General features: G+C 43.0%; 23 protein-coding genes and 1 pseudogene. All 24 read right to left on the reverse strand.

The window, feature by feature from the left end:
- Nucleotides 1-23: 23 nt before the first annotated feature.
- Complete coding sequence (gene alaS, locus ACPW7J_RS07735) at nucleotides 24-2642, reverse strand: alanine--tRNA ligase (RefSeq protein WP_424959853.1); 2619 nt, start codon at nucleotides 2640-2642, stop codon at nucleotides 24-26.
- Nucleotides 2643-2711: 69 nt separating this feature from the next.
- Complete coding sequence (locus ACPW7J_RS07740; protein ID WP_425754882.1) at nucleotides 2712-3641, reverse strand: D-alanyl-D-alanine carboxypeptidase family protein; 930 nt, start codon at nucleotides 3639-3641, stop codon at nucleotides 2712-2714.
- A 9-nt stretch (nucleotides 3642-3650) separates the two neighbouring features.
- Entirely contained in the window at nucleotides 3651-5318 is a 1668-nt protein-coding gene (locus ACPW7J_RS07745; protein WP_425754883.1) for a phospho-sugar mutase, read from the reverse strand.
- On the reverse strand, nucleotides 5318-7912 hold the full coding sequence (locus ACPW7J_RS07750; RefSeq protein ID WP_425754884.1) for a response regulator: 2595 nt from the start codon (nucleotides 7910-7912) through the stop codon (nucleotides 5318-5320). The genes ACPW7J_RS07745 and ACPW7J_RS07750 overlap by 1 nt, the downstream gene beginning before the upstream one ends.
- Before the next feature lie 201 nt (nucleotides 7913-8113).
- Entirely contained in the window at nucleotides 8114-8308 is a 195-nt protein-coding gene (locus tag ACPW7J_RS07755; RefSeq protein ID WP_161873101.1) for a hypothetical protein, read from the reverse strand.
- Between the two features lie 81 nt (nucleotides 8309-8389).
- On the reverse strand, nucleotides 8390-9466 hold the full coding sequence (gene mnmA / locus ACPW7J_RS07760; protein WP_425754885.1) for a tRNA 2-thiouridine(34) synthase MnmA: 1077 nt from the start codon (nucleotides 9464-9466) through the stop codon (nucleotides 8390-8392).
- Nucleotides 9444-9890, reverse strand: a complete 447-nt coding sequence (nifU, locus tag ACPW7J_RS07765) for a Fe-S cluster assembly scaffold protein NifU (protein WP_161873099.1) — start codon at nucleotides 9888-9890, stop codon at nucleotides 9444-9446. The genes mnmA and nifU overlap by 23 nt, the downstream gene beginning before the upstream one ends.
- 5 nt (nucleotides 9891-9895) lie before the next feature.
- Nucleotides 9896-11065: a cysteine desulfurase NifS gene (gene nifS / locus ACPW7J_RS07770; RefSeq protein ID WP_425754886.1), complete on the reverse strand. Its 1170-nt coding sequence runs from the start codon at nucleotides 11063-11065 to the stop codon at nucleotides 9896-9898.
- Between the two features lie 78 nt (nucleotides 11066-11143).
- Nucleotides 11144-11587, reverse strand: coding sequence for a hypothetical protein (locus ACPW7J_RS07775; protein ID WP_425754887.1), 444 nt, complete (start codon nucleotides 11585-11587; stop codon nucleotides 11144-11146).
- A 92-nt stretch (nucleotides 11588-11679) separates the two neighbouring features.
- Entirely contained in the window at nucleotides 11680-11865 is a 186-nt protein-coding gene (locus ACPW7J_RS07780; protein WP_425754888.1) for a DUF896 domain-containing protein, read from the reverse strand.
- Between the two features lie 179 nt (nucleotides 11866-12044).
- On the reverse strand, nucleotides 12045-12842 hold the full coding sequence (gene spo0A / locus ACPW7J_RS07785) for a sporulation transcription factor Spo0A (RefSeq protein WP_425754889.1): 798 nt from the start codon (nucleotides 12840-12842) through the stop codon (nucleotides 12045-12047).
- Nucleotides 12843-12978: 136 nt separating this feature from the next.
- The gene (gene spoIVB / locus ACPW7J_RS07790) at nucleotides 12979-14004 is read right to left on the reverse strand and encodes a SpoIVB peptidase (protein WP_425754890.1); all 1026 of its coding nucleotides are present in this window, start codon (nucleotides 14002-14004) and stop codon (nucleotides 12979-12981) included.
- A 5-nt stretch (nucleotides 14005-14009) separates the two neighbouring features.
- Nucleotides 14010-14462 carry a hypothetical protein gene (locus ACPW7J_RS07795; RefSeq protein WP_161873093.1) on the reverse strand — a complete coding sequence of 151 codons (453 nt, stop codon included), beginning with the start codon at nucleotides 14460-14462 and terminating at the stop codon, nucleotides 14010-14012.
- 40 nt (nucleotides 14463-14502) lie between these two features.
- Nucleotides 14503-15168, reverse strand: a complete 666-nt coding sequence (locus ACPW7J_RS07800) for a helix-hairpin-helix domain-containing protein (protein ID WP_161873092.1) — start codon at nucleotides 15166-15168, stop codon at nucleotides 14503-14505.
- Between the two features lie 82 nt (nucleotides 15169-15250).
- Nucleotides 15251-15925, reverse strand: a complete 675-nt coding sequence (locus ACPW7J_RS07805; protein WP_425754891.1) for a TIGR03936 family radical SAM-associated protein — start codon at nucleotides 15923-15925, stop codon at nucleotides 15251-15253.
- Nucleotides 15918-17765, reverse strand: coding sequence for a TIGR03960 family B12-binding radical SAM protein (locus tag ACPW7J_RS07810; protein WP_425754892.1), 1848 nt, complete (start codon nucleotides 17763-17765; stop codon nucleotides 15918-15920). The genes ACPW7J_RS07805 and ACPW7J_RS07810 overlap by 8 nt, the downstream gene beginning before the upstream one ends.
- Nucleotides 17762-18328: a hypothetical protein gene (locus ACPW7J_RS07815; protein WP_161873089.1), complete on the reverse strand. Its 567-nt coding sequence runs from the start codon at nucleotides 18326-18328 to the stop codon at nucleotides 17762-17764. The genes ACPW7J_RS07810 and ACPW7J_RS07815 overlap by 4 nt, the downstream gene beginning before the upstream one ends.
- 196 nt (nucleotides 18329-18524) lie before the next feature.
- The gene (locus tag ACPW7J_RS07820) at nucleotides 18525-19031 is read right to left on the reverse strand and encodes a peptidoglycan DD-metalloendopeptidase family protein (RefSeq protein ID WP_424959857.1); all 507 of its coding nucleotides are present in this window, start codon (nucleotides 19029-19031) and stop codon (nucleotides 18525-18527) included.
- Nucleotides 19032-19088: 57 nt separating this feature from the next.
- Nucleotides 19089-20381: a GTPase ObgE gene (gene obgE / locus ACPW7J_RS07825; RefSeq protein WP_425754893.1), complete on the reverse strand. Its 1293-nt coding sequence runs from the start codon at nucleotides 20379-20381 to the stop codon at nucleotides 19089-19091.
- Nucleotides 20382-20460: 79 nt separating this feature from the next.
- Nucleotides 20461-20721, reverse strand: coding sequence for a 50S ribosomal protein L27 (rpmA, locus tag ACPW7J_RS07830; RefSeq protein ID WP_161873013.1), 261 nt, complete (start codon nucleotides 20719-20721; stop codon nucleotides 20461-20463).
- Between the two features lie 245 nt (nucleotides 20722-20966).
- Nucleotides 20967-21269 (reverse strand): annotated as a pseudogene (gene rplU / locus ACPW7J_RS07835) (50S ribosomal protein L21); the annotation flags it as partial.
- 163 nt (nucleotides 21270-21432) lie between these two features.
- On the reverse strand, nucleotides 21433-21714 hold the full coding sequence (locus ACPW7J_RS07840; protein WP_424959859.1) for a hypothetical protein: 282 nt from the start codon (nucleotides 21712-21714) through the stop codon (nucleotides 21433-21435).
- 43 nt (nucleotides 21715-21757) lie between these two features.
- Complete coding sequence (locus tag ACPW7J_RS07845; RefSeq protein WP_424959860.1) at nucleotides 21758-22813, reverse strand: SPFH domain-containing protein; 1056 nt, start codon at nucleotides 22811-22813, stop codon at nucleotides 21758-21760.
- A gap of 196 nt (nucleotides 22814-23009) precedes the next feature.
- Nucleotides 23010-23555, reverse strand: a complete 546-nt coding sequence (locus ACPW7J_RS07850; RefSeq protein WP_424959861.1) for a nitroreductase family protein — start codon at nucleotides 23553-23555, stop codon at nucleotides 23010-23012.
- Between the last annotated feature and the right edge of the window lie 25 nt (nucleotides 23556-23580).

Here is a 23580-nt window from a genome sequence, read left to right on the forward strand (position 1 = left end):
GTTTTTCTAATATCTATAGTATACTATGATAAGAGTTCTTCTGCAACCTGAAATGCATCGGAAATCTTAGACGGATCCTTAGCGCCCGCCTGTGCCATGTCAGCCTTACCACCGCCACCGCCGCCGCAGGCCGCAGCAATCTCTTTGATCATTTTACCTGCATGAACCCCTTTGTCCAAAAGGTCGTCTGTTACTGATACCAGGAAAGTTACTTTAGACCCATTGACAGTAGCGAAAACCATGACGATACCACTATGATCCGCCTTTATATCATCAGATAAATTTCGCAGATCATTTATATTATAATCCTTAAATTCCTTGGTTACAAGCCTGATATCTCCGATTTTTTTCGCGGATTTTACCATTTCGTCAACTTCACCACCCATGGCAGCTTTCTTGAATTCTTCTAATTCCTTCTTAATATCCTTCAGCTCATCGGTTACAGAAACAGCCTTCTGTACCACAGCCGTTTGGTTTGTTTTCAGTACGCCGGCAATCTCATTGACGATACCTTCCGCAGCGGCGGCAGCCAGAAGAACGCCTGTCCCTGTGACAGCTTCAATTCTTCGCACACCAGAGGCCACGCCTGATTCGCTTGTAATCTTGAACACACCGATCTGTCCCGTATTATCTACGTGTGTACCGCCACAGAGCTCTATACTCCAATCGCCTGCGTTGACCACCCTGACCTTATCACCATATTTCTCTCCGAAAAGAGCCATAGCCCCCATAGCTTGCGCTTCCTCCATCGGCATTTCAGAAGCAGTTACAGGCAGGAATTCGATGATCTTCAGATTAACAAGCTGTTCAATCTGTTCCAGCTGATCCGGTGTTACAGCTTCAAAATGATTAAAATCAAATCGCAGAGACTCATCGCTGACGCTGGAGCCTGCCTGCTGCACATGACTTCCTACCACCTGCTGCAGCGCTTTTTGCAGCAAATGTGTAGCCGTATGATTTCTCGCGCACGCATTACGGCGGTAAATATTAACACCGCATTCAACAGTATCTCCTTTTGAGAGACACCCTTTCTCCACAAGTACTTTATGCGCAAACACGCCGTTATGCTTTTCAACTGAGATAACCTTCGCATGGCAGTCCATGGTCGACATAAAACCATTATCGCAAGCTTGTCCGCCGCCCTCAGCATAGAATGGAGTTCTATCCAGATAAACAACGGCGTTCTGATAAGTGTCTGCCTTTTCTACTTCGCCTGCATCTGTAAATATAGCAACTACATGAGCGGTATCCTCTGTATGATCATATCCGGTGAAAATGGTATCAGGCAGACCGACTGTGCCGTCAGCCTCTTTCCAGGCTTCCTCCGCCGTTGATTTTCTTCCTGCTCTGGCCATTTCTTTCTGTCTGCGCATATGCTCATTAAATCCTTTTTCATCCGCGCTACAGCCTTCTTCAGCCAGAATTTCTACAGTTAGCTCCAATGGGAAACCGAAAGTGTCATATAATTTAAAGACCTTTTCACCAGACAGAATATTACTGTTTGTCTTTTTTAATTCTTCTACATACTCGTGAATGATGTTAGTTCCCTGGTCAATCGTCACGGCGAACTTCTCCTCCTCCACGGAGATGATCTTCTGAATGTAGTCCTTCTTTTCCACCAATTCCGGATAAGCTTCTCCAGATACTTCGATCACCCGATTTGAAAGCTCAACAAGAAACTTTCCTTGAATTCCTAGAATCTTTCCATGTCTGGCAGCCCTTCTGATCAATCTTCTCAACACATAGCCTCGTCCTTCATTAGAAGGAATGATACCGTCTGCAATCATAAATACCATGGAGCGCAGATGATCTGTGATAATTCTAATTGACACATCTGTCTTAGCCGCGCCGTCTTCATATGCCACGCCGCTGGCTTCGACTACGCCTTCGAGAATATGGCGAATGGTATCTACATCGAAGATAGAATCTACTCCCTGCATGATACATGCCATACGCTCGAGCCCCATGCCCGTATCAATATTAGGATGCTCTAAATTACTGTAGCTTCCGTCCTCCTCTTTGGAGAACTGTGTGAATACATGATTCCAGAACTCAAGATATCTGTCGCAGTCACAGCCTGGCTTACAGTCAGGACTGCCGCATCCGTATTCCTCTCCTCTGTCAAAATATATCTCTGAACATGGTCCGCAAGGTCCAAGGCCGATCTCCCAGAAATTGTCGTCCTTTCCAAGTCTCACGATCCTGTCTTCCGGCAGACCAATTTTTTTCCAAATCTCTACAGCTTGATCATCATCCTCGTAAACAGTCGCCCAAAGTCTGTCGACAGGCATCTTCAAATGCTGCGTAATAAATTCCCATCCCCAGTTAAGAGATTCTTCTTTAAAATAATCTCCAAAGGAAAAATTTCCAAGCATTTCAAAGAAAGTACCGTGTCTGGACGTGATACCTACATTATCAATATCGCCGGTTCTAATACATTTCTGACATGTTGTCATACGTTTGGAAGGCGGTGTTTCTACACCTGCAAAGTACGGCTTCAGCGGCGCCATGCCTGAGTTGATAATCAACAAAGACTTATCGTTACGAGGAATTAAAGATGCGCTTTTCGCTGCATAGTGACCTTTTGTAACATAAAAGTCTCTAAACATCTGTCTGATTTGATTTAAACCTAATTTTTCCATATATAAATTTCCTCCTGAAATTTCTTGCAATAATTTACTATTTTACCACAAATCATAAAGAAAGTCTATTTAATACCCTAAATATTCTTCCAAAGTCACATTTTGCTCATATATTTCCTTTGCAGCAGCTTCTCCAACATAGCGAATGTGCCATGGCTCATAAGCATATCCTGTAACGGCCTCTGTTTCGCCTTTATATCGAATGATAAATCCGTATTTCCAACAATGGTCCGCCAACCATTGGCCTTCTGGGGTTAATCCAAAGCTTTCCTTCAGATCCCAACCTTCACTGGCACATGAAACGTCCAGAGCATACCCTGTCTGATGCTCGCTTCGACCTGCTTTTGCACTGGTTCGCAAGGCTTGTTTCTTCCCATCTACTCTGCACCAATAAGCAAATAATTGTTTTTGCAGCGCATAGTCTCTGTAGGCAGACACGATTCTGATATCTAATCCCTGTTTTCCCGCCGCGCGGTAAAGCTTCTCATAAGCGCTGCGCACAATGCCCTTAGCTGTCATCTCAGCTGTTGCGAATTCACCGACAGAAACGAGATCAGTAGGCACATAGGTTCGGCTTAACCAGCAATTTTTATTGACCAGCATCAGCGGATCTTCAGGATCCTGTCCGACTTCTTCCAAAATTCGAACTTCAAGAGGCTGTATAGCAGCGCTGCATTCCGGCTCGCTTTGCGTGTCCGCGATACAACAAATCTTATAATAACAAGTCTTCCCCACATTCTGTTTCTGATCTAGAAAACGACAGTTTTTATTTCCGTCCAGAGTTTCAACCAAATCATACGTTCCATCCTTTTCATAAGAACGAAAGACGGCGTATCCGGCTGCATTCTCAGCAGATTCCCAGGTCAAAAGAACCTGCCCTGACCCTTCAAGACTTCGTGCTTCAGCCAAAACCTCCGCATCCGCCTGCTTCATACTGCAGCAGCATAAAAGCAGTAATGGCAAACAAATAGCTGCAACTCTGATTACGATTTTTAACATATCGATCTTCTACCCCTTAAAACTGTTCATAATATTTTCTATATCTTTTTCTACTGTCGGCAAATTTTCTGTCTCAAATATATAAATTTTTATCTTTGCTTCTGTTCCCGACGGCCGGATAACCAGCTGTGTTCCTCCCTCCAGGAGGTACGACATTACATCTGACTTAGGTAATCCGGTATCCTGTAGATAATCTATTCTTTCTTGAATCATTACACCGCCTATTGAACTGCCTGCAGTCAGGTTATTCCGAAACCAGTCCATGACATGACCCATGGTCAAGCTCCCATAGGGTCCCTCAAAAAAGAAATTCCAGGTCTTGTCTCTGCACACGCCGAATTCTTCATAAATTTCATGAAGACGCTGTATTAAGTCTTTTCCGGCAGCCTTACACCACGCGGCCACCTCTACAGCCAGCATAGCAGAGCTGACACCGTCTTTATCGCGTATAAACGGATTCATCAGATACCCGTTGCTTTCTTCAAAACCAAAATAATATTCTGAGAGGCGTCCTGCCTGCTCCAACGATGTAATCATCTCGCCGATATATTTAAATCCCGTTAAAGTATTCACTGTACGAAGACCATATTTCTCTGCGATTCGCTCTGCCAAAGGTGTCGTAACAATACTTTTAATCATGAACTGTCCCGGCTTCGGAGGTCTGACATGACACAGATAATCGAGCATTAACACACCCAACTGATTTCCTGTCAGAAGAACCTTCATACTGTCATGATAAATACTGACGCCAACTCTGTCGCAATCGGGATCTGTAGCAATGATGATATCGCCTTTTACCGCGTCCAGGGCCTTAAAGCCTTCGTTATATGCTGTAATTTTTTCGGGATTAGGCGCTGGGCACGTAGAAAAAGACGAATCCGGCATCTCCTGGCAGCCGACGACTGTCAAATTGTTAAAACCAATACCGTCAAGAACCTGACGAACGTAATGATTTCCCGTGCCGTTAAGCGGCGTATATACCACAGACAATTCGTTCATCTGATTTCCCAAAATACCGTCAGCTGTCGACATCGCGATAACGTCACGGCAGAAGTTCTTTGATACCTCATCGCTGACAAATTGAATTCCGCTATGGTCTTCTCGAATTCCATCAAAAAAATCCAGCTTATCTATTTCTTCGAGAATCGCGTCAGGTACATCGCCCACAATTTGATAACCATCACTGCCATATACCTTGTAGCCGTTAAAAATTTTTGGATTATGACTGGCGGTGATCATGATACCCATATCGCAGGACAATTTCCTTATAGAATAGGATAACACAGATACCGGCGCTAAATGTGGAAAAAGGTGTACCTCTACGTCGTTTCCACGCAAAACCTTTGCTGTTTCCATGGCGAAAACATCGGATTTATCACGGCTGTCATAAGAAATTACCACCCTTGGCCGGTGAGAACAGATTCTATTCAAGTAATTCGCTACGCCCTGTGTAGTTCTGCGAATTACGTATTCATTCATACGATTGATACCAATTCCCAAAACGCCTCGAATGCCTGACGTTCCAAAACGCAGATGCGCACAAAACGCATCCACTAATTCCTCCTCCTGCCCGGCTAAATTCTTCAGCTCATTTTGCGCTTTGGGATCTGTTGCACATGTAAGCCATCGCCTATATTCAGTTATTGCAAATTCTCTAATCTGTTTCTTATCCATCATTATCCAATATATCTTTTCAATAATCTGGTAATCTCATTCATATCGATCGGCTTTGCGGTATGAGCGTTCATACCGCTTTCTAAAGCCTTGCGGATATCTTCTGCAAAGGCGTCAGCCGTCATTGCAACGATTGGAATATTGGAATCACTGCGATTCATGGCTCGAATCGCTTTTGCGGCTTCATATCCAGTCATAACCGGCATTCTGATATCCATTAGAATCATATCGTAATATCCTGGTTCCGATTTCTCAAACAGATCTACACATAATTGTCCGTTCTCAGCCCATTCTAATTGTAAATCCAATTCTGACAGCAATTCGCTGGCTATTTCCCAGTTCAACTCATTATCCTCAGCCACCAAAATCCGTTTTCCATGAAAATCGTCTTTTCGTTCTTTTGTGCTCTGAACTACCTGAGCGCCTTCTATATGCTCCTTCAAACCATAATAGAGTGTAGAACGGAACAACGGCTTTGCTATGAAGCCTGTAACGCCTGCTTCTCTTGCCTGATCCTCTATTTCATTCCAATCGTAGGCTGAAATCAACAGGATTGGAATATCATCGCCCATTTCCTCACGAATGGCTTTTGCCGTCTCGATGCCATCCATACCTGGCAGCTTCCAATCAAGCAAAATAATCTGGTAATCATCGTGGCGCGCATGACGTTTATGAACCATTTCAATAGCGCTTTCTCCGTCTAATGCCCAATCTGCTTTAAGACCTATACCTGCCAGCGCTTCTACGGTAGTGCGGCATAATTGTTCGTCATCGTCAACTACCAGCATATTCCACTCCGGTAAAATCATCTCCTCCTCAGGTACCGTAGCTTTTTCAAAATCAATGATCACATGGAACTCTGAACCTTTTCCAAGCTCACTGTTTATTTCAATACTGCCATCCATAGCGTCGACTATATATTTGGTAATAGCCATGCCAAGACCTGCTCCCTCTGTCTTATTGACTCGAGCATTATCTTCTCTTACATAGGATTCGAAAATATTCTTTTGAAAATCTTTTGACATTCCGATGCCCGTATCTTTGACTTTTACGTGTGTACGCACATATTCATCACCCTTCGGTGAACGTTCTTCGTAGAAGGATACGTTTATAGTACCGCCTTCCGGTGTAAATTTAATCGCGTTGGAAAGCAGATTCAACAATACCTGATTCAAGCGAACGCTGTCGGTGCACACATTTTCAACCGTAATACCATCAATAAGCACATCAAAATTCAATTTTTTTGCTTTAACCTGCGGCTGTACGATACTGACCAAACTCTCCAATACTTCTCTCAGGGATACCAGATCCTTATTCAAAGTCATTTTTCCGCTTTCTATCTTGGACATGTCAAGTACATCGTTGATCAAGCCTAAGAGGTGTTTGCTCGATAAAGTAATTTTACGTAAACAGTGCTTTACCTGTTCCGGATTATCGAAGTTAGCCGTAGCGATAGCAGTCATACCTACAATAGCATTCATCGGTGTACGAATATCGTGACTCATATTAGACAAAAATTCGCTCTTTGCTCTTGTAGCGGCCTCTGCCTGACTGCGCGCGCGTTCTAATTCCTCAATCTGCTTTCTCGTCAATCTAAAATATTTGGTAAAGATAACCAGAAGCATTCCCAGAATAACAACGCAGCCTCCTATTGTCATGAACAGCTGGTGCATGCTCAATTGGCTGACCGTCTTATCTAAAGTACCGTATGGCATTACAGTCACCAGATACCATTCTGAATAGTTAAGCGGCGTGCAGTAAATCTGTCTTCTCTGACCGTCGATCTGAAAAACCCCGCTGTAATCAGCTCTGTTTTCCATGGCTTCAAGAAGCTCTTTCTTATACCGATCTATGGTATCTCTGTTATTCTTTCCATAATCTTCTTCCATCTGTTCCAGATAATTCAAACGTTCTGTTCCCTGCCCGCGGACAATAAAGGAGCCGTCTTTCCTTATTATATGAGAATATACCATAGAATTATCTTCACCTAAGGATAACATATCACTGATAGATTCTACCGGCAGCGCCATAACTAAAGCAGTGCATTTTTCTCCGTTTCTCATCTGATAATCAACACTGGCGCCGAAAAGGACTACCTTATGTCCTGATTCGTCTAAGCCTATGGCAACTTTATTATCTCCAGCATTCAGCGAAGTTAAAAAAGGCTCCGGGTCTATTAACTGTATATGTCCTGGACTGAGCATATCAAAGTTTCCGCTTCTTGAATAAAATGCCACATGTGAAAAGCCGCGGGCCTCTGCTCGTTTCCTCAGCTCCTTCCTTACGGTTTTTTCATCCATTTCTGCAGACAGCACGACCTGATTTAAAGACAGAACCTGAGACAGCCTGAGTTCCATAATTGTTTCAAAATGCATGGACAACTGCTTATCCATATTCTCCATATAAAGAGATCCCAACTCTTTAATGGTCGCCTCGCTCTTTTTATTCATAAAATAGCCCTGGGCGCTGAAAGTGATCACACAAACTATCAGCGTTATAATTAGGCTTATGACAAGAAACCGTATGGTTTTATCCTGTGTTTTCTTCTGTGCGTCCTTTTCTATTACCGTATTTGTATTGTTTATCATAGACTCCATATTATTTCCTCTTTTATCTACAATGTGTACTTGTGAAAGCTATTAAAACAGCCTTGACAGCTTCAGTCTTCTTTCTACAAATCTCCAATTTATATTATACTGGAATCAAAAAATATGTCAATGAAAACAAACGGCTAACAGGCTCTAAAAAAATAAGAAGCAGACTAATCTGCTTCCTATTCCGCCTTATATCTTCTGCCCTTAAAAAGTGTCTTTGATCGTTCCAGCCATTCTGCTCACGTCGTGACGAACATCTCCCATATCCTCCACGGTGCGGCGAACATCTCTGCTGATCTTCTGTTTGTCCGTCGGCGACATCCAACGATACGCACAATAGCCTGCAGTTCCTGCTGCAGCCAGCAAAGCGGCGTCTTTGATCATTTTGCTCATATCCATATTTCTCACTCCCCTTTCAAAACTAGTATGGCTTAGAAAAGTACGGATTATGCTCGCCACAGTCTGGGAAAAACGAAATTGCTATTCAATAAATCCGCCACCGATCACTCGATCACCCTGATAAAATACAATAGACTGGCCCGGCGTAGGCGCTCGCTGCGGTTCATCAAAAGTGGTCAAAAGGCGTCCGTTTGAAATCTTTTCAACGACAGCGTCTGCGGCTTTTGCTGCGTAACGAATTTTCGCGGAAACAGATAATTTATTTGAACAAGTGTCCGGAAAGCCGCTTCCAGAAGTTTCCGCAAAAAAATTATTATAAGAATAAACTTCACCTCTGAAGAGGCTGTCATTATCACCTAAGGTAATATCGCCGCTTTCAGCGTCAATCTTCGTTACAAAAGCCGGTTTTCCAAGCGCGATTCCCAAGCCCTTGCGCTGACCGACTGTATAACACGAAATACCTCTGTGTTCACCTAATACATTACCGTGTTGATCGATAAAATTTCCTTTCTTTCCGACTGCATTTCTGTGGAATAAAAAACGCTCATAAGATTCAACGCTTTCATCAATGAAACAGATCTCCTGACTGTCAGAAGCTTCCGCATTAGGAAGCTCGTAGCTGCGCGCGATCCGTCTTGTATCCTCTTTGCAGGCAATGCCGCCAAGCGGAAGCAGCAGACGTGATAACACATCCTGTCCCAACCGATACAGCATATAGGACTGATCCTTTTTCTGATTTACGCCTTTTGTAATATAATATAATCCGTTAACCGGATCCTGTTCTACTTGTGCATAATGCCCCGTAGCAATGTAATACGCGCCTCTTTCATCTGCTATCTGCAGCAGCTTACGGAATTTGATCGTAGGATTACAGATCACACATGGATTAGGCGTGCGTCCGCATGCATACTCATTGCAAAAGTTCTCAATTACAATGTCACTGAATTGCTTCGACACGTCCATGGATACAAAATCGATAGAAAGCCGCTCAGCTAATTTTCTGGCAGCTTCTTCACCTTCTCGATTCGTACCTAAAACATCAAAATAGAAGCCAATCACTTCCATACCCTGTTCTTTTAAGAGCAAAGCAGCGGTAGTGCTGTCCACTCCGCCGCTTAAACCAAGTATTACTTTCTTATTCTTCTTCAATGTGTTCATGATCCTCCTCGTCCGCGTCAGGATCAAAGCCCTCCAAGCCTGCATATGTCTTTCCGTTTTTCTGAGCATAATCATAGATTGCGGATTTGATCGCGTGATCCGCTAAAACAGAACAGTGCACCTTTACCGCAGGCAGACCGCCCAGCTCCTCAATAATCTGCTTGTTGCTGATCGCTAATGCCTCATCAATAGTTTTTCCAATAATCATTGAAGTTGCCATGCTGGAAGACGCAATCGCACTTCCGCATCCAAAGGTCTTAAATTTTGCATCTGTAATTACATCATTTTCTACATTGATCTGAATCTGCATCATATCTCCGCATACCGGACTGCCGTACGTACCAGTTCCGTCCGGTTTTTCCAGTTCTCCCACATTTCTTGGATTCATGAAGTGATCCATAACTGTATCGTTATATAATGCCATATTTCTTACCATCCTTTCTCGCCGTTGACAGGAGATAACGCTCTCAGCTTTTCCACGATCTCCTTCAGGCATTCAACTACATAATCTATATCTTCTTTTGTTGTAAAATCACCAACTGTAAACCTTACAGTTCCATGAATCATTTCCACAGGTACGCCCAGCGCCGTCAAAACATGAGATGGTTCTAGAGACTTAGAGGAACATGCCGAACCTGTCGAAACAGCTATACCCTTAAAATCCAACAGCAGCAAAATGGATTCACCCTCAATATATTTAAAAGTGATATTCGCGTTGCCGGGATGACGATAATCTATAGAACCATTGACAAAGGTATCCGGAATCTCATCGGTTATTCTTTGTATCAAATAATCCCTCAGCTCGCTGCAATGACGTATGTGTTCTTCCATCTGCCGCTCCGCAAGCTCCGCAGCCTTTCCAAATCCAACGATAGACGCCAGATTTTCCGTTCCTGCCCGGCGTCCCATTTCCTGTGCTCCACCATGCAGGTAATTGGAAATTCTAAGACCTTTACGGATATACAGAGCGCCAACGCCTTTAGGACCGTAAATTTTATGAGCAGACATACTCATCAAATCTATACCCAATTCCTTCACATCGATAGGCATGTTAGCAAGCGCCTGTACTGCATCAGTATGAAACAATATACCGTGCTCCTTAGCAATAGCTGCCAGCTCCTTAATCGGTTCAACGGATCCAACCTCATTATTAACCATCATAACGCTTATCAGTATCGTTTTATCCGTAATTGCATTCTTTAAAGCCTCAGGGTCTACTCGTCCATCCGGCTGTACATCCAGATATGTAACCTCGTACCCATTCTTTTCTAAAAAAGCACATGCATGAAGCATAGCATGATGCTCAATCCTAGTTGTAATAATATGTTTTCCTCTATCTTTTAACGCGTTTGCAGCCCCAAAAACAGCCCAGTTGTCAGCCTCACTGCCGCAACCGGTAAAAAATACTTCCCTAGGCTCTGCGTGTATCAGACTTGCAACCTGACGTCTTGCCTCGTCCATGGCCTCCTTAGACTCCAGTCCCTGAGAATAAAGGCTGGACGGATTGCCAAATTTCTGTGTGAAATACGGCAGCATGGCCGAGAGAACTTCTTCCTTTACCGGAGTTGTCGCAGAATAGTCCAAATATACTTGTCTCATAAGAGTTACTCCTTTTTTAATCTTCAAACATATTATACCAAATTAAACCCGTGATTAAACAAGGAGATTTTTGTTTACTCATATTTTTTTCAGCTGTGTTAATTTTATTTTTCCTTTTTTATCTTCAGCAGTAAAAAAGTATACCTGCTTGTCCCTCCACTTTCCATGCTGTCTGTACATGACATAAGAAATTTCCGCGTTACCTTTAATGATACCGTAGCTTGTCCTCTTACATGATTTGACTTTTACTTTTGAGGTCTGAATCCGATCCATATCTGTTGCGCTGTATGCCTTCATTAAAGCAAGATCACTTCTTAGCAGCTTTTCCTTCTCAAGCTGACGAAGAATATCTTCTGTTTCGTCATAAGTCGTATCCTGACTGTAATAGTCGTTTAAAGCCGTAATACGATCAGTAACAAGCAATTTAATCTGACTGCTGTCAGTATTAGGACGTCCCACAATTCCTGCTGTTAAAAACATAATCAAAAGAACACAAAGATTGACAACATATAGCTTTTTCATTTTCTCATCCTCCCATAGCCATTCCTTCTGTTCATAATAAACTAAAAAGAGAGCAAAATTTGTAAAATTCTGCTCTCCTTCACATTTTATTTTCATTTACTATCCTTATCAACAAATTCAATCTGTTCAAGCTGTGATCGTAGATTTGCCTTGAAGGCGTCTATATACTCTCTGCGCAGCACTTGTTGCTCGGCTTTTTCCTCCTCTGTCAGTCCTTCTTCCGTCTTTGCTTTTCTAGCTAATATATTAATACGGTCTATCTTTTCCTGTGTAATCATAAATGCTTCTCCTGCGTCCTAGTTTTTCTTAAACATTCCTTATAACTTACATGACGGAATCATTCCTGTCAATAGCTTTCCCAAATTTTTCTGCTTTCACAAAAGAGCGGGACATGTAAAAAATTCTCTTATCTGGGCCACACACACTTTTCCACATAAGGAATCATTTTGTAAATGTATTAACCGATTTTACGCTCTAACCGCAGTTTATCTGCAATGATAGCAATAAATTCAGAATTCGTAGGCTTGCCTTTATCATTCTTCACGGTATATCCAAACAAAGCGTCGATCGTTTCAATCCTGCCTCTGTTCCAAGCTACTTCAATAGCATGACGTATAGCTCTTTCCACTCTGCTAGGAGTTGTATTGTTCATCTTGGCAATGGTTGGATAGAGTTCTTTCGTAACTGCCGATAAAATATCCATATTGTTAACCACTATGGTAATCGCGTCACGCAAATAATGATATCCTTTGATATGAGCTGGAACGCCTACCTCATGAATCAAATTTGTGATTTCGATTTCAAGATCATTCTCCTTGTAGCTGGCTGATCTATTCAAGTTAAAGCCAATATTGTTCACTTCACACCGTCCCGACATTTCACGGCTCATGATCTGCCGAATCCGCTTTGCCAGAATATCCATGCTAATCGGTTTGACCAGATAATATTCCGCACCCATAGCGATTGCTCTCTGAATCATAGCATCCTGACCTACCGCGGAAACCATGATAACATGGGGATATTTGTTCAGCTCCATAGTATTCAACGATTCCAACACACCAAAACCATCCATATGAGGCATAATTAAATCAAGAATTAACACATCAACTTCACTGTTTTGGATTTGATTTATGGCTCCAATACCATCTTCGGCAGTAAAAGAAATCTCCATATCCTCCTGCCGTGAGAAATACGCCTGCAAAGCTTCGCAAAAGTCTTTGTTATCATCAACAAGACCCAGCTTAATTTTATCCATACACTAATCCTCCCTCGGACATTTTTCTTGCACCTTCTCAGTCCTACGCTATAATTTTACAATAAAAACGATGATTAGGGAACACTTATTTTATGACAAAATGTCGCAAATTCCGTACAAATTTATCATATTATTCTCATTTATCGCATTCTTCGACCATAAATTCAGCAAAGATGCCATATCCCTTTTTAGGATTGTTTACAAAAACATGTGTTACAGCGCCTACAAGCCTGTTATTCTGTATGATTGGACTGCCGCTCATACCCTGGACAATACCACCGCAGATTTTCAATAACTTTTTATCAGTCACCTCGAATTCCATGCCTTTTCCTTCAGCATGATTTTGATGGCGAACACGAGTAATTTCAATGTCGAAACGTTCCACCTTTGTACCGTCAATGGTGGTCAGAATATATGCGTCTCCTTCTTCCACCTGAGATCTCGCGGCCATGATGATAGGTTTAGACAAATCGAAATCCTGTGCGTCGTCAGCGCTTCCGTATAGTCCGAATTCTGTGTTCTTTTCAATTGTTCCTAATGGATTCTGAAAATCATAGATAACGCCGCCTAATTCTCCCGGCGTTCCCTTCTCTCCTGCTTTAATCTGGTTTACTCTGGTATTCAGCAGCTTCCCGCTGCGGGTTTCCAATAATATCCCTGTTTCTGCCTCGTAAATACCATGCCCAAGAGAAGCAAATTTGTTTGTCTTAGGATCGTAAAAAGATAACGTACCGATTCCCGCGATTTTTTCTTTTATCCAAAGGCCCAGTCGGTATGCTCCGCTGCTCTTATCGTAATAGGGCTTTACCCGATAGTTCAGGTTTTCTCTGTCTCGTACCACTGTAAGCTCTACTGTATCGCCGCTGTCAGATACAATTTTATCAACATCATCCGGACTATCAACCTTTCTGCCGTTGACAGCGATAATCATATCTCCTACCTGAGGACCCGTATCGTTTTCGACGCCGACAATCAGCGCTCCCTTTACATTCATCTGCAGTCCTACTGATTGGCCGCCTGGTATTAGAACTCTCTCAGATACTACATCCTTTGAAGAAGTCAGCACAGACAGCTGCTCCGGAAACAAAATGCCGCTGCAGGCAACAAAAGCAATAATGCCTGCAAATAACAGCGCGCACCGTTTTACTCTTTCTTTCATCATTTTACTCAGCTCTCATAATCCATCATCAATTTATTCAGATCATCTCTCCTTTCCAGCTTGATCCCCTCAGCGAATCTCTGCTGGTCCTGGGCAGACAGAGTTTCATAAATAATGCCGGTTTCTTCCAGCTCGGTCAACTTGCCCGTTTCATCGGAGAAAAAGATCTTAATAACATTGTTATCATATTTCACCAAATAATATGACTGATAAAATTGTTGATTGTCGTCCTCTTTTTCCTCCGGATCTTCCTCTGCGGATTTTGGTGAATCAACCTGCGTATCGTCTTGTTTGTCCTCTTGCGGCAAATCCTGTACTCTGCTTTCTAAATTAACCCGCTCAGCTTCACGGGCATTTCGACTGCTTAGCGCTCCAATGAGAAGGAATACAGCAAGAATGACAACAGTAAGTGCAAGTGCGACATAAATCCACGTATGATTCTTTTTTTTCTGACTGAACATATTATCACCTCAACGGCTATTATTACCAGAAACAAGAAAACTATACAAATATCATATCCTGCATTTTCTCATACGTCTTATTTCCGATTCCACTGACATTTTTAATATCCTCCTTTGACGCAAAGCTGCCGTGTTCTTCTCTGTAATTGATAATCTTTTCGGCAGTGGCCGGTCCAACGCCCGGTAACTCCTGAAGCTGATTACTGTCAGCCAGATTGATATTAATTTTACCGTCTGATGTAACTGCTGAACCGGTATTTCCTGCTGCCGGTGATTCTATAGCTCCTGTTGTTTCACCCATGGCAGGAATTACTACCTTTTGACCGTCTGTCACAGTTTCCGCCTGATTGATTTGACTGACGTCAGCATCCGGCGTCAAACCGCCGGCTTCTTTTATTACCTCAAAAAGTCTGGTTCCTTCTACTACCTGGTATACCCCCGGACTTTTAACACAGCCTCCGATATCTACATAAACCGGTCCCTGCGCTATGCCTCCGTGTTCATCCATATCGTCCTGTAGGCTTGTTTCATCAGATTGTGTAGATTGTGCCTGCTCTGCCTCTTTAAAATCAAGAGAATTATCTGATTCCTCCCCAATACCTCCAAAAAACACTACAGCGGCAATCAGTATTACAACTGCTGCCGCTGCTTTTATTATTTTCTCGTGTTCTGAGAGCCAAGTCAGATACGGTTTCAATTTTTCCATCTTCATTCTCCCTTCTGATTATATCCATATTTTGGTTTATATGAATATATTATCTCTATTTCCAGAAGATGTCAATATTAAATTAAAATTTCACAGCTTTGTCAAATCCCATGGAAACTCTCTCGACTTCAACATCGTAGCGAGGTATGTTCAACCCCGCAAAAGCCATATAGGAAGTAATCACCTGTTCAGGACTGAGATTCGACGCGCTCCCACTGTCTAAACGCATTTGCAACGTCAAACGACTGCTTTTCAGCAGCTTTATCTCCCTGATCTTAGGACGAATATCTACGGTTACCATTTTTTTGGTTTTCTTTTGCCGTTTTTCAGCCAATATTTCAGGCTGTGCCAAATATTCATCCACCAGTTTTTGATCTCGTTCAGGATCTGCTTCTACAGGGAATACAACATTGTAAACAGCTTCACAGGTCGCCGCCGCTAAAGATTTTATATCGCCCATAAGAGGGCTGCAGGCGAGAATTTGAATTCCCTCAGGCATCATAGATTGAAGTGCTCGCGTCATATTCTCAGGTTTTTCCTCTTTAACTGTTTCAAATTCCAAAAGCTCACAACGACTGGTGTAACCCAGAGATAGCGGCTGCGCAAAACCCATTTTAGGATGAGGATTAAAGCCCTGAGAATAGCTGAGCGTAATACCTGCTCGCTTAAAAGCTCTTTTGAACAGCCTTAGCATGTCCAAATGGGAAGTATAGCGAATATAGCCTTCTTTTTCAAATCTGACTACATATCTATGCATGATAAATCCCTCCCTGTTTACATTTTGTCCGGCGATTGATACCACAACCCGCACAGCCCCAGCGGCAGTCCTTTGTGGTAATCTCCGCTAAGGATTTATCAGCCTCTTTGCGCAAAAAATCCTTAGAAATAGACGCGTCGACTATATCCCATGGAAGCGTTTCCTCGAAGCTTCTCTGACGCGTAGTATAAAAAGCAATATCAGTTCCGCTGATTTCTACAGCTTTCTTCCACTTCTCAGGATCAAAATGTTCCGACCATCCGTCCAATTTGCATCCCTGACGATGCGCCTCCAGCAATAATCTGGAAAGCCGGCGGTCTCCCCTGGCAAAAACTGCTTCATAAGTGCTGACCGTATCATCATGATAGTTAAAATTGACGCCTTTGATCTTCAATCTTGCCGTGAGATAGTTATGCTTACGGTTAAACTCCTCAGTGGTATTCTGGCTGACCCATTGAAACGGCGTATGGGCTTTTGGAACGAAATTAGATACACTGACTGATACAGTAAATCGTCCGCCTTTTCCCGAATTCCGATGAATCTGCACGATATTTTTTGCGATCTCAGCAATGCCGTCCAGATCCTCATCCGTCTCTGTCGGCAAACCAATCATAAAGTACAGTTTAATATGCTTCCACCCAAGCTCAATAGCCTGTTCTACTGCTTCATAAATATCCTTCTCCGTAATGCCTTTATTGATCACATCGCGCAGCCTCTGGGTACCAGCTTCCGGCGCAAACGTCAAACCCGATTTTCTATATCCCTGAATTTCTTCTAATACACGGAAAGAAAAGCTGTCCAAACGGAGTGATGGCAATGAAAGAGATACATTTTGCGCTTTGCACTGTCTCATAAGCTCTACTGCAAGCTCCTCAAACTGGGAGTGATCACTGGTTGACAGAGAGAGCAGAGAAAGTTCCTCATGACCGGTGCTTTCCAATTGTCTCATAGCCAGATCCGTAATCGTTTCTTTTGATCTCTCACGTACCGGACGATAAATCATACCTGCCTGACAGAAACGGCATCCTCTGGTGCAGCCTCTGAAGGTTTCCACTACGGCTCTGTCATGCACTGTCTCAATCAGCGGAACGATAGGCTCTGTAGGAAAATCTACTGTCTCAATATCGTCAATGAGACAACGCTGAACCTTTGCCGGCGTTTTATCGGTCAAAGGTATGTAGGCTTTCACTGTACCGTCTGTATGATAACTGACTTCATAAAGAGACGGTATATACACGCCGGTATCTCCTGCGATTTCTTCCAAAAACGCTGTCTTCGACATTCCCCGCGCTTTTGCCTGTTTATATTTTTCAGTCAGTTTCGGCAGACTCTCCTCACCGTCTCCTATAAGGAAAATATCGATGAAATCAGCCAACGGTTCCGGATTATAGGCGCAAGGCCCCCCCGCGACGATCAAAGGGTCTTCTGGCGTCCTTTCTGCGGCCAGCAGTGGAATTCCTGCAAGCTCCAGCATGTCCAAAATACTGGTAAAGGACATCTCGTACTGCAAGGTAAAGCCCAGAAAATCCATTTCTCTTGCCGGTGTCTTAGTTTCCAGCGTAAACAACGGCACATCTTCCGCCCGCATTAATTGTTCCATATCCGGAGCTGGAGCGAAGACTCTCTCGCAATAGATTTCCTCCCGTTCGTTTAATATATGATACAGGATTTGAAGTCCCATATAGGACATCCCTATTTCATAGAGATCCGGAAATGCAAAGGCAAAACGAACCTTTACCTGCTGGGGATCTTTTCTCACAATATGATTTTCATTGCCGATATACCTGGCCGGTTTTTCGACCTGTTTCAGCAGATGATTCAGTTTTGATTGTAAATTCATCTTTTCAGCCTTTCTTCTGTAGTATCTATGTTTGCAAAGAGACTGTCTATGGTACAGCCTATGGCGGCTTCAATCTCATCCATTAATCTCCTTGTTTCTCTTTTCTTCTGGCAAATTCGATTCTGAACCTGGGGTATCTGCGGCGCTTTATGCAGAATATAATCTATGCGTTCATCCAGACCCACATAACGATCCTCTTTGACCAGACGATCTGCCAGACAGACCAAATCTGTCTCATTCAGATGAGCAAAGTCGTGAAAGTCGTAGATCATATGTTCTCTTACAATATCAGCTTCATCGTGATATCCCAATTCATCCAGAATTTTCGCCGCAACGTGTCCATGATCCTCAGAAAGTCTCGCTACATCGTGAATCAGTCCAGCGCCTTTTATCAGAGGTACATCCAGAGAATATCCACAACCGTTAAGCTGTTTTCCTATGGTCACGGCTACCATACTGACAGCCTCGCAATGTCGAATCACATGTTCAGGTGTTCCATACTGCCTGTACAGATCCCGACAGGCCTCCTCTGTCAATCGCTTTTTCTCTTTTTCCTCTGTCATGGTGTCCCACCTTTCACAACTTTTTGTCCTTAGTATACAAGAGCCAACCTCTGTCTGCGCTTTCAGCTTGTCTTGCCATAGAGTGCCACGGAGCAAAGCTCCTGCACTCCTGACATGAGACCTGTCACGCTTCCGTCTGCGCCTACGGCTTGTCGGTCAGCGGACTAGGGCTTCATCGCCGTGTGCAAACATTATATCACAAATTCTCTTGTAAATCATAATAAAATTCGTCTCCGGAACTGATATCATAGCTGCCGATAATTTCACCACGCTGTACGCGTTCTTTCTCTACCACACCGATATCTGAAAGATGTCCGTAAACCGTAACCGCATCCTCATGGCGAATCTTCACATACAGTCCCAACTCATCATCCTTTCCGGAAGCCTCTACCACACCGCCAGCCGCCGCATGAACCTGTTTCACTCCGTCAGACGCCTTTTGATCAATAGGTTCGCCATATCTGGACTGACTGTTCACCTTAGATACCGCTGAAACCACCTTTGACGGTACGCCAGCCAGAACCGCGGTAATACGTGTTCCTACATCCTTAACATCCTCCATCGTGGGCTGTTCCATAATTACTGCCTTTACCTGATCAAAGATTTTTGCTACCTGGGGTATATTACTGTTGTTTCCATAGTATACGGCGCCTAACGCTACAACGCATATTACGACTTGTATGCACAGTTTCTTTTTATTCATAAAATCACCTCTATACAAAATATTATATAGAGGTGTCAATTATGCGCGATTCAGCTTCTAATACTCATCCCAGTATTCAAATTCATAATCGAAAATTCGAATTGTGTCGCCTTCTTCCAATCCCAAATCGAGCAGCTTTTCAATTGCGCCGCGCTTTTCTACATACTTATACAGATAGCGCAGCGAACCCATATCGTTGAAATTAGTTGAGTCAAAGATCTTCTGCAGCTGCTTTCCTGTGAGAACATATACATCGCCTTCCTTAGACGCATAGACCTCCTTGAAGTCAGGTTCTCTGTCGTCAATATCAAAATCAAAGTATTCGTAATCGTCATCCTCTGGTGGGTTCATAGCAGCTTTACGCAGTTCTTCCGCAGCAGCAGCCATCAATTCATGAACACCAAGATTGATCGGCGCGCAAATCGGAAAAACTCGGCACCCTTTATTCTCAACGTACTCTTTAAATTCAAAGTATTTCGGATCATCCTCGTCGATCATATCCATCTTATTGGCGGCTACCAGCATGGGCTTTTCTGCTACCCTTTTACTGTACAGCGACAGTTCAGCCATAATCTTGTCAAAGTCTTCGATTGGATCGCGCCCCTCGCTGCCTGATGCATCGACAACATGAATCAGCACCCTTGTTCGTTCAATATGCTTTAAAAATTTGAGTCCCAGGCCTAAACCCTTATGGGCGCCTTCAATAATTCCGGCAATATCCGCCATGACGAAGCTGGTATCATAAATTTGTACTACGCCCAGATTAGGAGCAATCGTTGTAAAATGATAGTTCTCAATCTTAGGCTGGGCGCTCGTAGCCGTTGCCAGCAAACTGGATTTTCCAACATTCGGAAATCCTACTAATCCAACGTCAGCAATAACCTTCATCTCCAGGATCACGCTTCGCTCTTTAGCAAAGCCGCCTGCTTCAGCAAAGTTGGGAGCCTGACGCACAGAGTTTTTAAAATTGGTATTTCCCTTACCGCCTTTACCGCCTCTTGCAGCTATAAAACACTGTCCATCCTCTGTCAGATCCTTCATTACTAGTCCGGTTTCCTCATCAATCACTACCGTACCCATAGGTACTTTAATAACTAAGTCCTTACCATTTTTACCGAACTTTTTCTTCCGCATGCCGTCTTGTCCATTTTCGGCTTCATATTTTCTCTTATATCTAAAATCCATCAAGGTTCTCAGATTACGATCAGCCTGGAAAACCACATCTCCGCCTTTTCCGCCGTCTCCTCCATCTGGTCCGCCTTCGGGAACAAAGGGCTCGCGGCGAAAGGATACGCATCCATTTCCACCCTTGCCTGATTTAATCTGTATTTTCGCTCTATCTACAAACATAACAGACCTCCTTACACTGCCAGTATGCGCAGATTTTCGATGAAAAAACCCCTAAACGTCGTTAGGGGCTCAAACTATCTTATGCTTCTTTTGGATAAACGCTTACCTGTTTTCTGGTTTTGTCTTTTCTTTCAAAACGAACAGTACCTTCAATCTTTGCAAATAATGTATCATCACCGCCGATGCCTACATTATTGCCCGGATGAAATTTTGTACCTCTCTGTCTAACCAAAATGCTGCCAGCGCTAACAAACTGACCGTCACCTGTCTTGACGCCTAAACGTTTCGACTCGGAGTCACGACCGTTCTTAGAGCTACCTACTCCTTTTTTACTTGCCATAGACCAGACACCTCCTTGCTATTTCTGGCTTAATCCTATTACTTTAATGCTGCTTCGATGGTTTCGATGATGACTGCTTTTGTTGCCTTTTCGTCAACCTCTACGCCATGCTCTTTTGCATAAGCAATTAATTCATCTTTCTTCATGGAAGCGGAAACCTTCTTTTCAGCTTTTGGCTCTGCTGCCTTTACTTCTTCAGCCGGCGCTTCTTCCTTTGCCAGAGATGCCTTTGGAGCCTTTCCGCCCAGGGACTCAATCTTAACCATTGTGTAAGGCTGTCTGTGACCCTGTTTCTTTCTATAGTCCTTTTTAGCTTTGTACTTGAAGATAATAACCTTCTTTCCTTTGCCATTTTCAACTACTTCGCCTGTTACCGCTGCTCCTTCTACATATGGAGCTCCTACCTTCAGGCCACCTTCTTCAGCTAAAACCAGTACCTTATCAAAAGTCACTTTGTCTCCAGCTTCTACGTTTAACTTCTCAATCGTTAAAACGTCGCCTTCCTGTACTCTGTACTGCTTTCCGCCTGTTTCAATTACTGCGTACATTTACTTTTACCTCCTCTATCCAGTCTCGCCTTTTCAGGTAGCGCAATTTATTTAAATTACGCTTTCTAAACCTTTTCCGAGCGGTCTAACTCAATTAGTATAGCACGGAAGTAACAGGCTTGTCAAATGATTTTTCCCTTTTTTTCAATATTTTCGGCGATGATTATTTACTCTTTCGCTCTCGAACACACTCTGACAATAAATACTCGATCTGCCCGTTAATAGAGCGAAAATCTTCTTCTGCCCATCGGGCAATTTCTTCCCACAATGATGGCGCAATTCGCAGGATAATCTGTTTTTTCGCCTTTTCAGCCTGTTTAACAGCTTTCTCTTTAGCCTTAATTTCCCTTTCCATACGCTGCAATCTGGCAAGACGGTCTTCTAACTCTATTTCTTTCTGTAAAATATTCTTTTCGTTATCCATCGCGTCCAACCTTTCGCTCATCTAATCCTCCGACTATTAAAAGTCTCTATACCCCATATTAAACTTAGTAGATACTGCCGCTATTGACGATAGGCTGCGTATCCTTATCAGAGCAAAGTACGACCATCAAATTAGATACCATAGCCGCCTTTCTCTCCTCATCTAAAAATACTACTTCCTCCTCACCCAGTTTGTCAATAGCCATCTTGACCATGCTAACCGCGCCTTCTACAATCTTTGCTCTCGCGGAGATTACTGCCTCGGCCTGCTGTCTTCTCAGCATGGCCGCTGCGATTTCTTCTGCATAGGACAAATGTGTAATACGTACTTCTTCAATTTCCAGGCCTGCAAATTCCACCTTTTTATTCAACTCGGTCCGCATGTTATCGGCGATTTCCTGAGAGCTGCCTCTAAGTGTTTTCTCGTTGGTATGTTCATGTTCCTCCGTACTCATACTATCATACGGATACATTCTCGCAATGTTTCTGATTGTCGAATCAGTCTGAATAGATAAAAACTCTGTATAATCTTCTACATTAAATACAGCTTTTGTCGGATCAACAACCTTCCAGATTACAACAGCCCCGATAATGATAGGATTTCCCATCACATCATTGACTTTTTGAATACCGTTATTCAATGTAATATTTTTTAAGGAAACAGTTTTCTTTGCGTTTAATCTGACCGAACCGATAGAAAAATTCATCTTTCCCTTATCCACCTGCGCCGCCGCTTCCTTTGCCGCAGTAAGTTCCTTCAAATACGCCGGATTGTTATATGTAGCGAACGGATTCACAAAATGAAATCCCTGTTTCAAAATTGTGCCATAATAATTTCCGAAAAGTGTCAATACCAGCGCCTCATTAGGTCCAACTACTTTAAGGCCGCCATATAAAACAGGAAACACAATGCAGCAGATAACACCGATAATCAACATGACCACCCCTGCTATAGTATTTCCTTCACTGATCATCACGCCTCCTCCTATACATAGTGCGATAGAAGCCAGTAAGGCCATCGTGATAACGATTAGCATAAGAATACCGCTTGCAGGTTTAATTTCCTTCTGTGCAACAGTGCAATTTTTATTCTCATTGACCAATTCTTTCTGATTTTTCATGTAGTTCTCCTTTCCCCTTTTGGGCGCTGCATAATTCGCAGAATTCATGATATTATTTTGATATCATTATAATATCTCACTTCAGATCAGTTGTCAAGGAAAAAATTGAAAGTGGTTCTTTTGACATTGAAAAACGGCATCAGTGTTAAACCTTACTGATGCCGTCATACTCTTTTTTCATCTATCCTATCAGGTTCTAAAGATATCTGAGCAGATCTTCCACTTCTTTTCTCTTTGGCGCAGCAGGCGCTTCACCAGCTGGATAGCCGATCGGAATTAAAGCTCCAATTTTTTCTCCTTTCGGCGCGCCGATAGCCTCTGCCACCTTCTCATCATCAAAAATACCCAATATAACTGTACCAACGCCTTTGTCATGGGCTGCTAAACAGAAGGTCTGTACAGCAATTCCCACATCAAAGTTCTCCCATCTGTCTTCCTTGGAGGTAGTATAGGAACCATCCTTTTCGAATCCTGAACGTCCGGCCACGTAAGTAGCTACCACCAGTTGCGGCGCTCCATGAATCGTTTTAGCGTTATATTCAAAACCCAAAACACATTCATCTGCTATTTTAGCCTTTACTTCAGAACTTTCTACCACTACATATCTAGTTATTTGCGTATTTTTCCAGGACGGCGCATAAGAGGCCGCCGTAACGATCTCATCAATTACCTCTCTGGATACGGCTTCATCCTTAAACTTTCTGATGCTTCTTCTTTCCTTAATACATTTTATTGCTTCCATATCGCTTTTCCCTCACATTCAACTT

Origin of the sequence: Ihubacter sp. rT4E-8, from assembly GCF_049852125.1 — a bacterium.
GTDB lineage: Bacteria > Bacillota > Clostridia > Peptostreptococcales > Anaerovoracaceae > Senimuribacter.

What these genes read in the sequence shown, in the direction of transcription:
- alaS (WP_424959853.1), bottom strand. Translation starts at nt 2,642, where the DNA reads ATGGAAAAATTAGGTTTAAATCAAATCAGACAGATGTTTAGAGACTTT.
- ACPW7J_RS07740 (WP_425754882.1), bottom strand. Translation starts at nt 3,641, where the DNA reads ATGTTAAAAATCGTAATCAGAGTTGCAGCTATTTGTTTGCCATTACTG.
- ACPW7J_RS07745 (WP_425754883.1), bottom strand. Translation starts at nt 5,318, where the DNA reads ATGATGGATAAGAAACAGATTAGAGAATTTGCAATAACTGAATATAGG.
- ACPW7J_RS07750 (WP_425754884.1), bottom strand. Translation starts at nt 7,912, where the DNA reads ATGGAGTCTATGATAAACAATACAAATACGGTAATAGAAAAGGACGCA.
- ACPW7J_RS07755 (WP_161873101.1), bottom strand. Translation starts at nt 8,308, where the DNA reads ATGGATATGAGCAAAATGATCAAAGACGCCGCTTTGCTGGCTGCAGCA.
- mnmA (WP_425754885.1), bottom strand. Translation starts at nt 9,466, where the DNA reads ATGAACACATTGAAGAAGAATAAGAAAGTAATACTTGGTTTAAGCGGC.
- nifU (WP_161873099.1), bottom strand. Translation starts at nt 9,890, where the DNA reads ATGGCATTATATAACGATACAGTTATGGATCACTTCATGAATCCAAGA.
- nifS (WP_425754886.1), bottom strand. Translation starts at nt 11,065, where the DNA reads ATGAGACAAGTATATTTGGACTATTCTGCGACAACTCCGGTAAAGGAA.
- ACPW7J_RS07775 (WP_425754887.1), bottom strand. Translation starts at nt 11,587, where the DNA reads ATGAAAAAGCTATATGTTGTCAATCTTTGTGTTCTTTTGATTATGTTT.
- ACPW7J_RS07780 (WP_425754888.1), bottom strand. Translation starts at nt 11,865, where the DNA reads ATGATTACACAGGAAAAGATAGACCGTATTAATATATTAGCTAGAAAA.
- spo0A (WP_425754889.1), bottom strand. Translation starts at nt 12,842, where the DNA reads ATGGATAAAATTAAGCTGGGTCTTGTTGATGATAACAAAGACTTTTGC.
- spoIVB (WP_425754890.1), bottom strand. Translation starts at nt 14,004, where the DNA reads ATGATGAAAGAAAGAGTAAAACGGTGCGCGCTGTTATTTGCAGGCATT.
- ACPW7J_RS07795 (WP_161873093.1), bottom strand. Translation starts at nt 14,462, where the DNA reads ATGTTCAGTCAGAAAAAAAAGAATCATACGTGGATTTATGTCGCACTT.
- ACPW7J_RS07800 (WP_161873092.1), bottom strand. Translation starts at nt 15,168, where the DNA reads ATGGAAAAATTGAAACCGTATCTGACTTGGCTCTCAGAACACGAGAAA.
- ACPW7J_RS07805 (WP_425754891.1), bottom strand. Translation starts at nt 15,925, where the DNA reads ATGCATAGATATGTAGTCAGATTTGAAAAAGAAGGCTATATTCGCTAT.
- ACPW7J_RS07810 (WP_425754892.1), bottom strand. Translation starts at nt 17,765, where the DNA reads ATGAATTTACAATCAAAACTGAATCATCTGCTGAAACAGGTCGAAAAA.
- ACPW7J_RS07815 (WP_161873089.1), bottom strand. Translation starts at nt 18,328, where the DNA reads ATGACAGAGGAAAAAGAGAAAAAGCGATTGACAGAGGAGGCCTGTCGG.
- ACPW7J_RS07820 (WP_424959857.1), bottom strand. Translation starts at nt 19,031, where the DNA reads ATGAATAAAAAGAAACTGTGCATACAAGTCGTAATATGCGTTGTAGCG.
- obgE (WP_425754893.1), bottom strand. Translation starts at nt 20,381, where the DNA reads ATGTTTGTAGATAGAGCGAAAATACAGATTAAATCAGGCAAGGGTGGA.
- rpmA (WP_161873013.1), bottom strand. Translation starts at nt 20,721, where the DNA reads ATGGCAAGTAAAAAAGGAGTAGGTAGCTCTAAGAACGGTCGTGACTCC.
- ACPW7J_RS07840 (WP_424959859.1), bottom strand. Translation starts at nt 21,714, where the DNA reads ATGAGCGAAAGGTTGGACGCGATGGATAACGAAAAGAATATTTTACAG.
- ACPW7J_RS07845 (WP_424959860.1), bottom strand. Translation starts at nt 22,813, where the DNA reads ATGAAAAATCAGAAAGAATTGGTCAATGAGAATAAAAATTGCACTGTT.
- ACPW7J_RS07850 (WP_424959861.1), bottom strand. Translation starts at nt 23,555, where the DNA reads ATGGAAGCAATAAAATGTATTAAGGAAAGAAGAAGCATCAGAAAGTTT.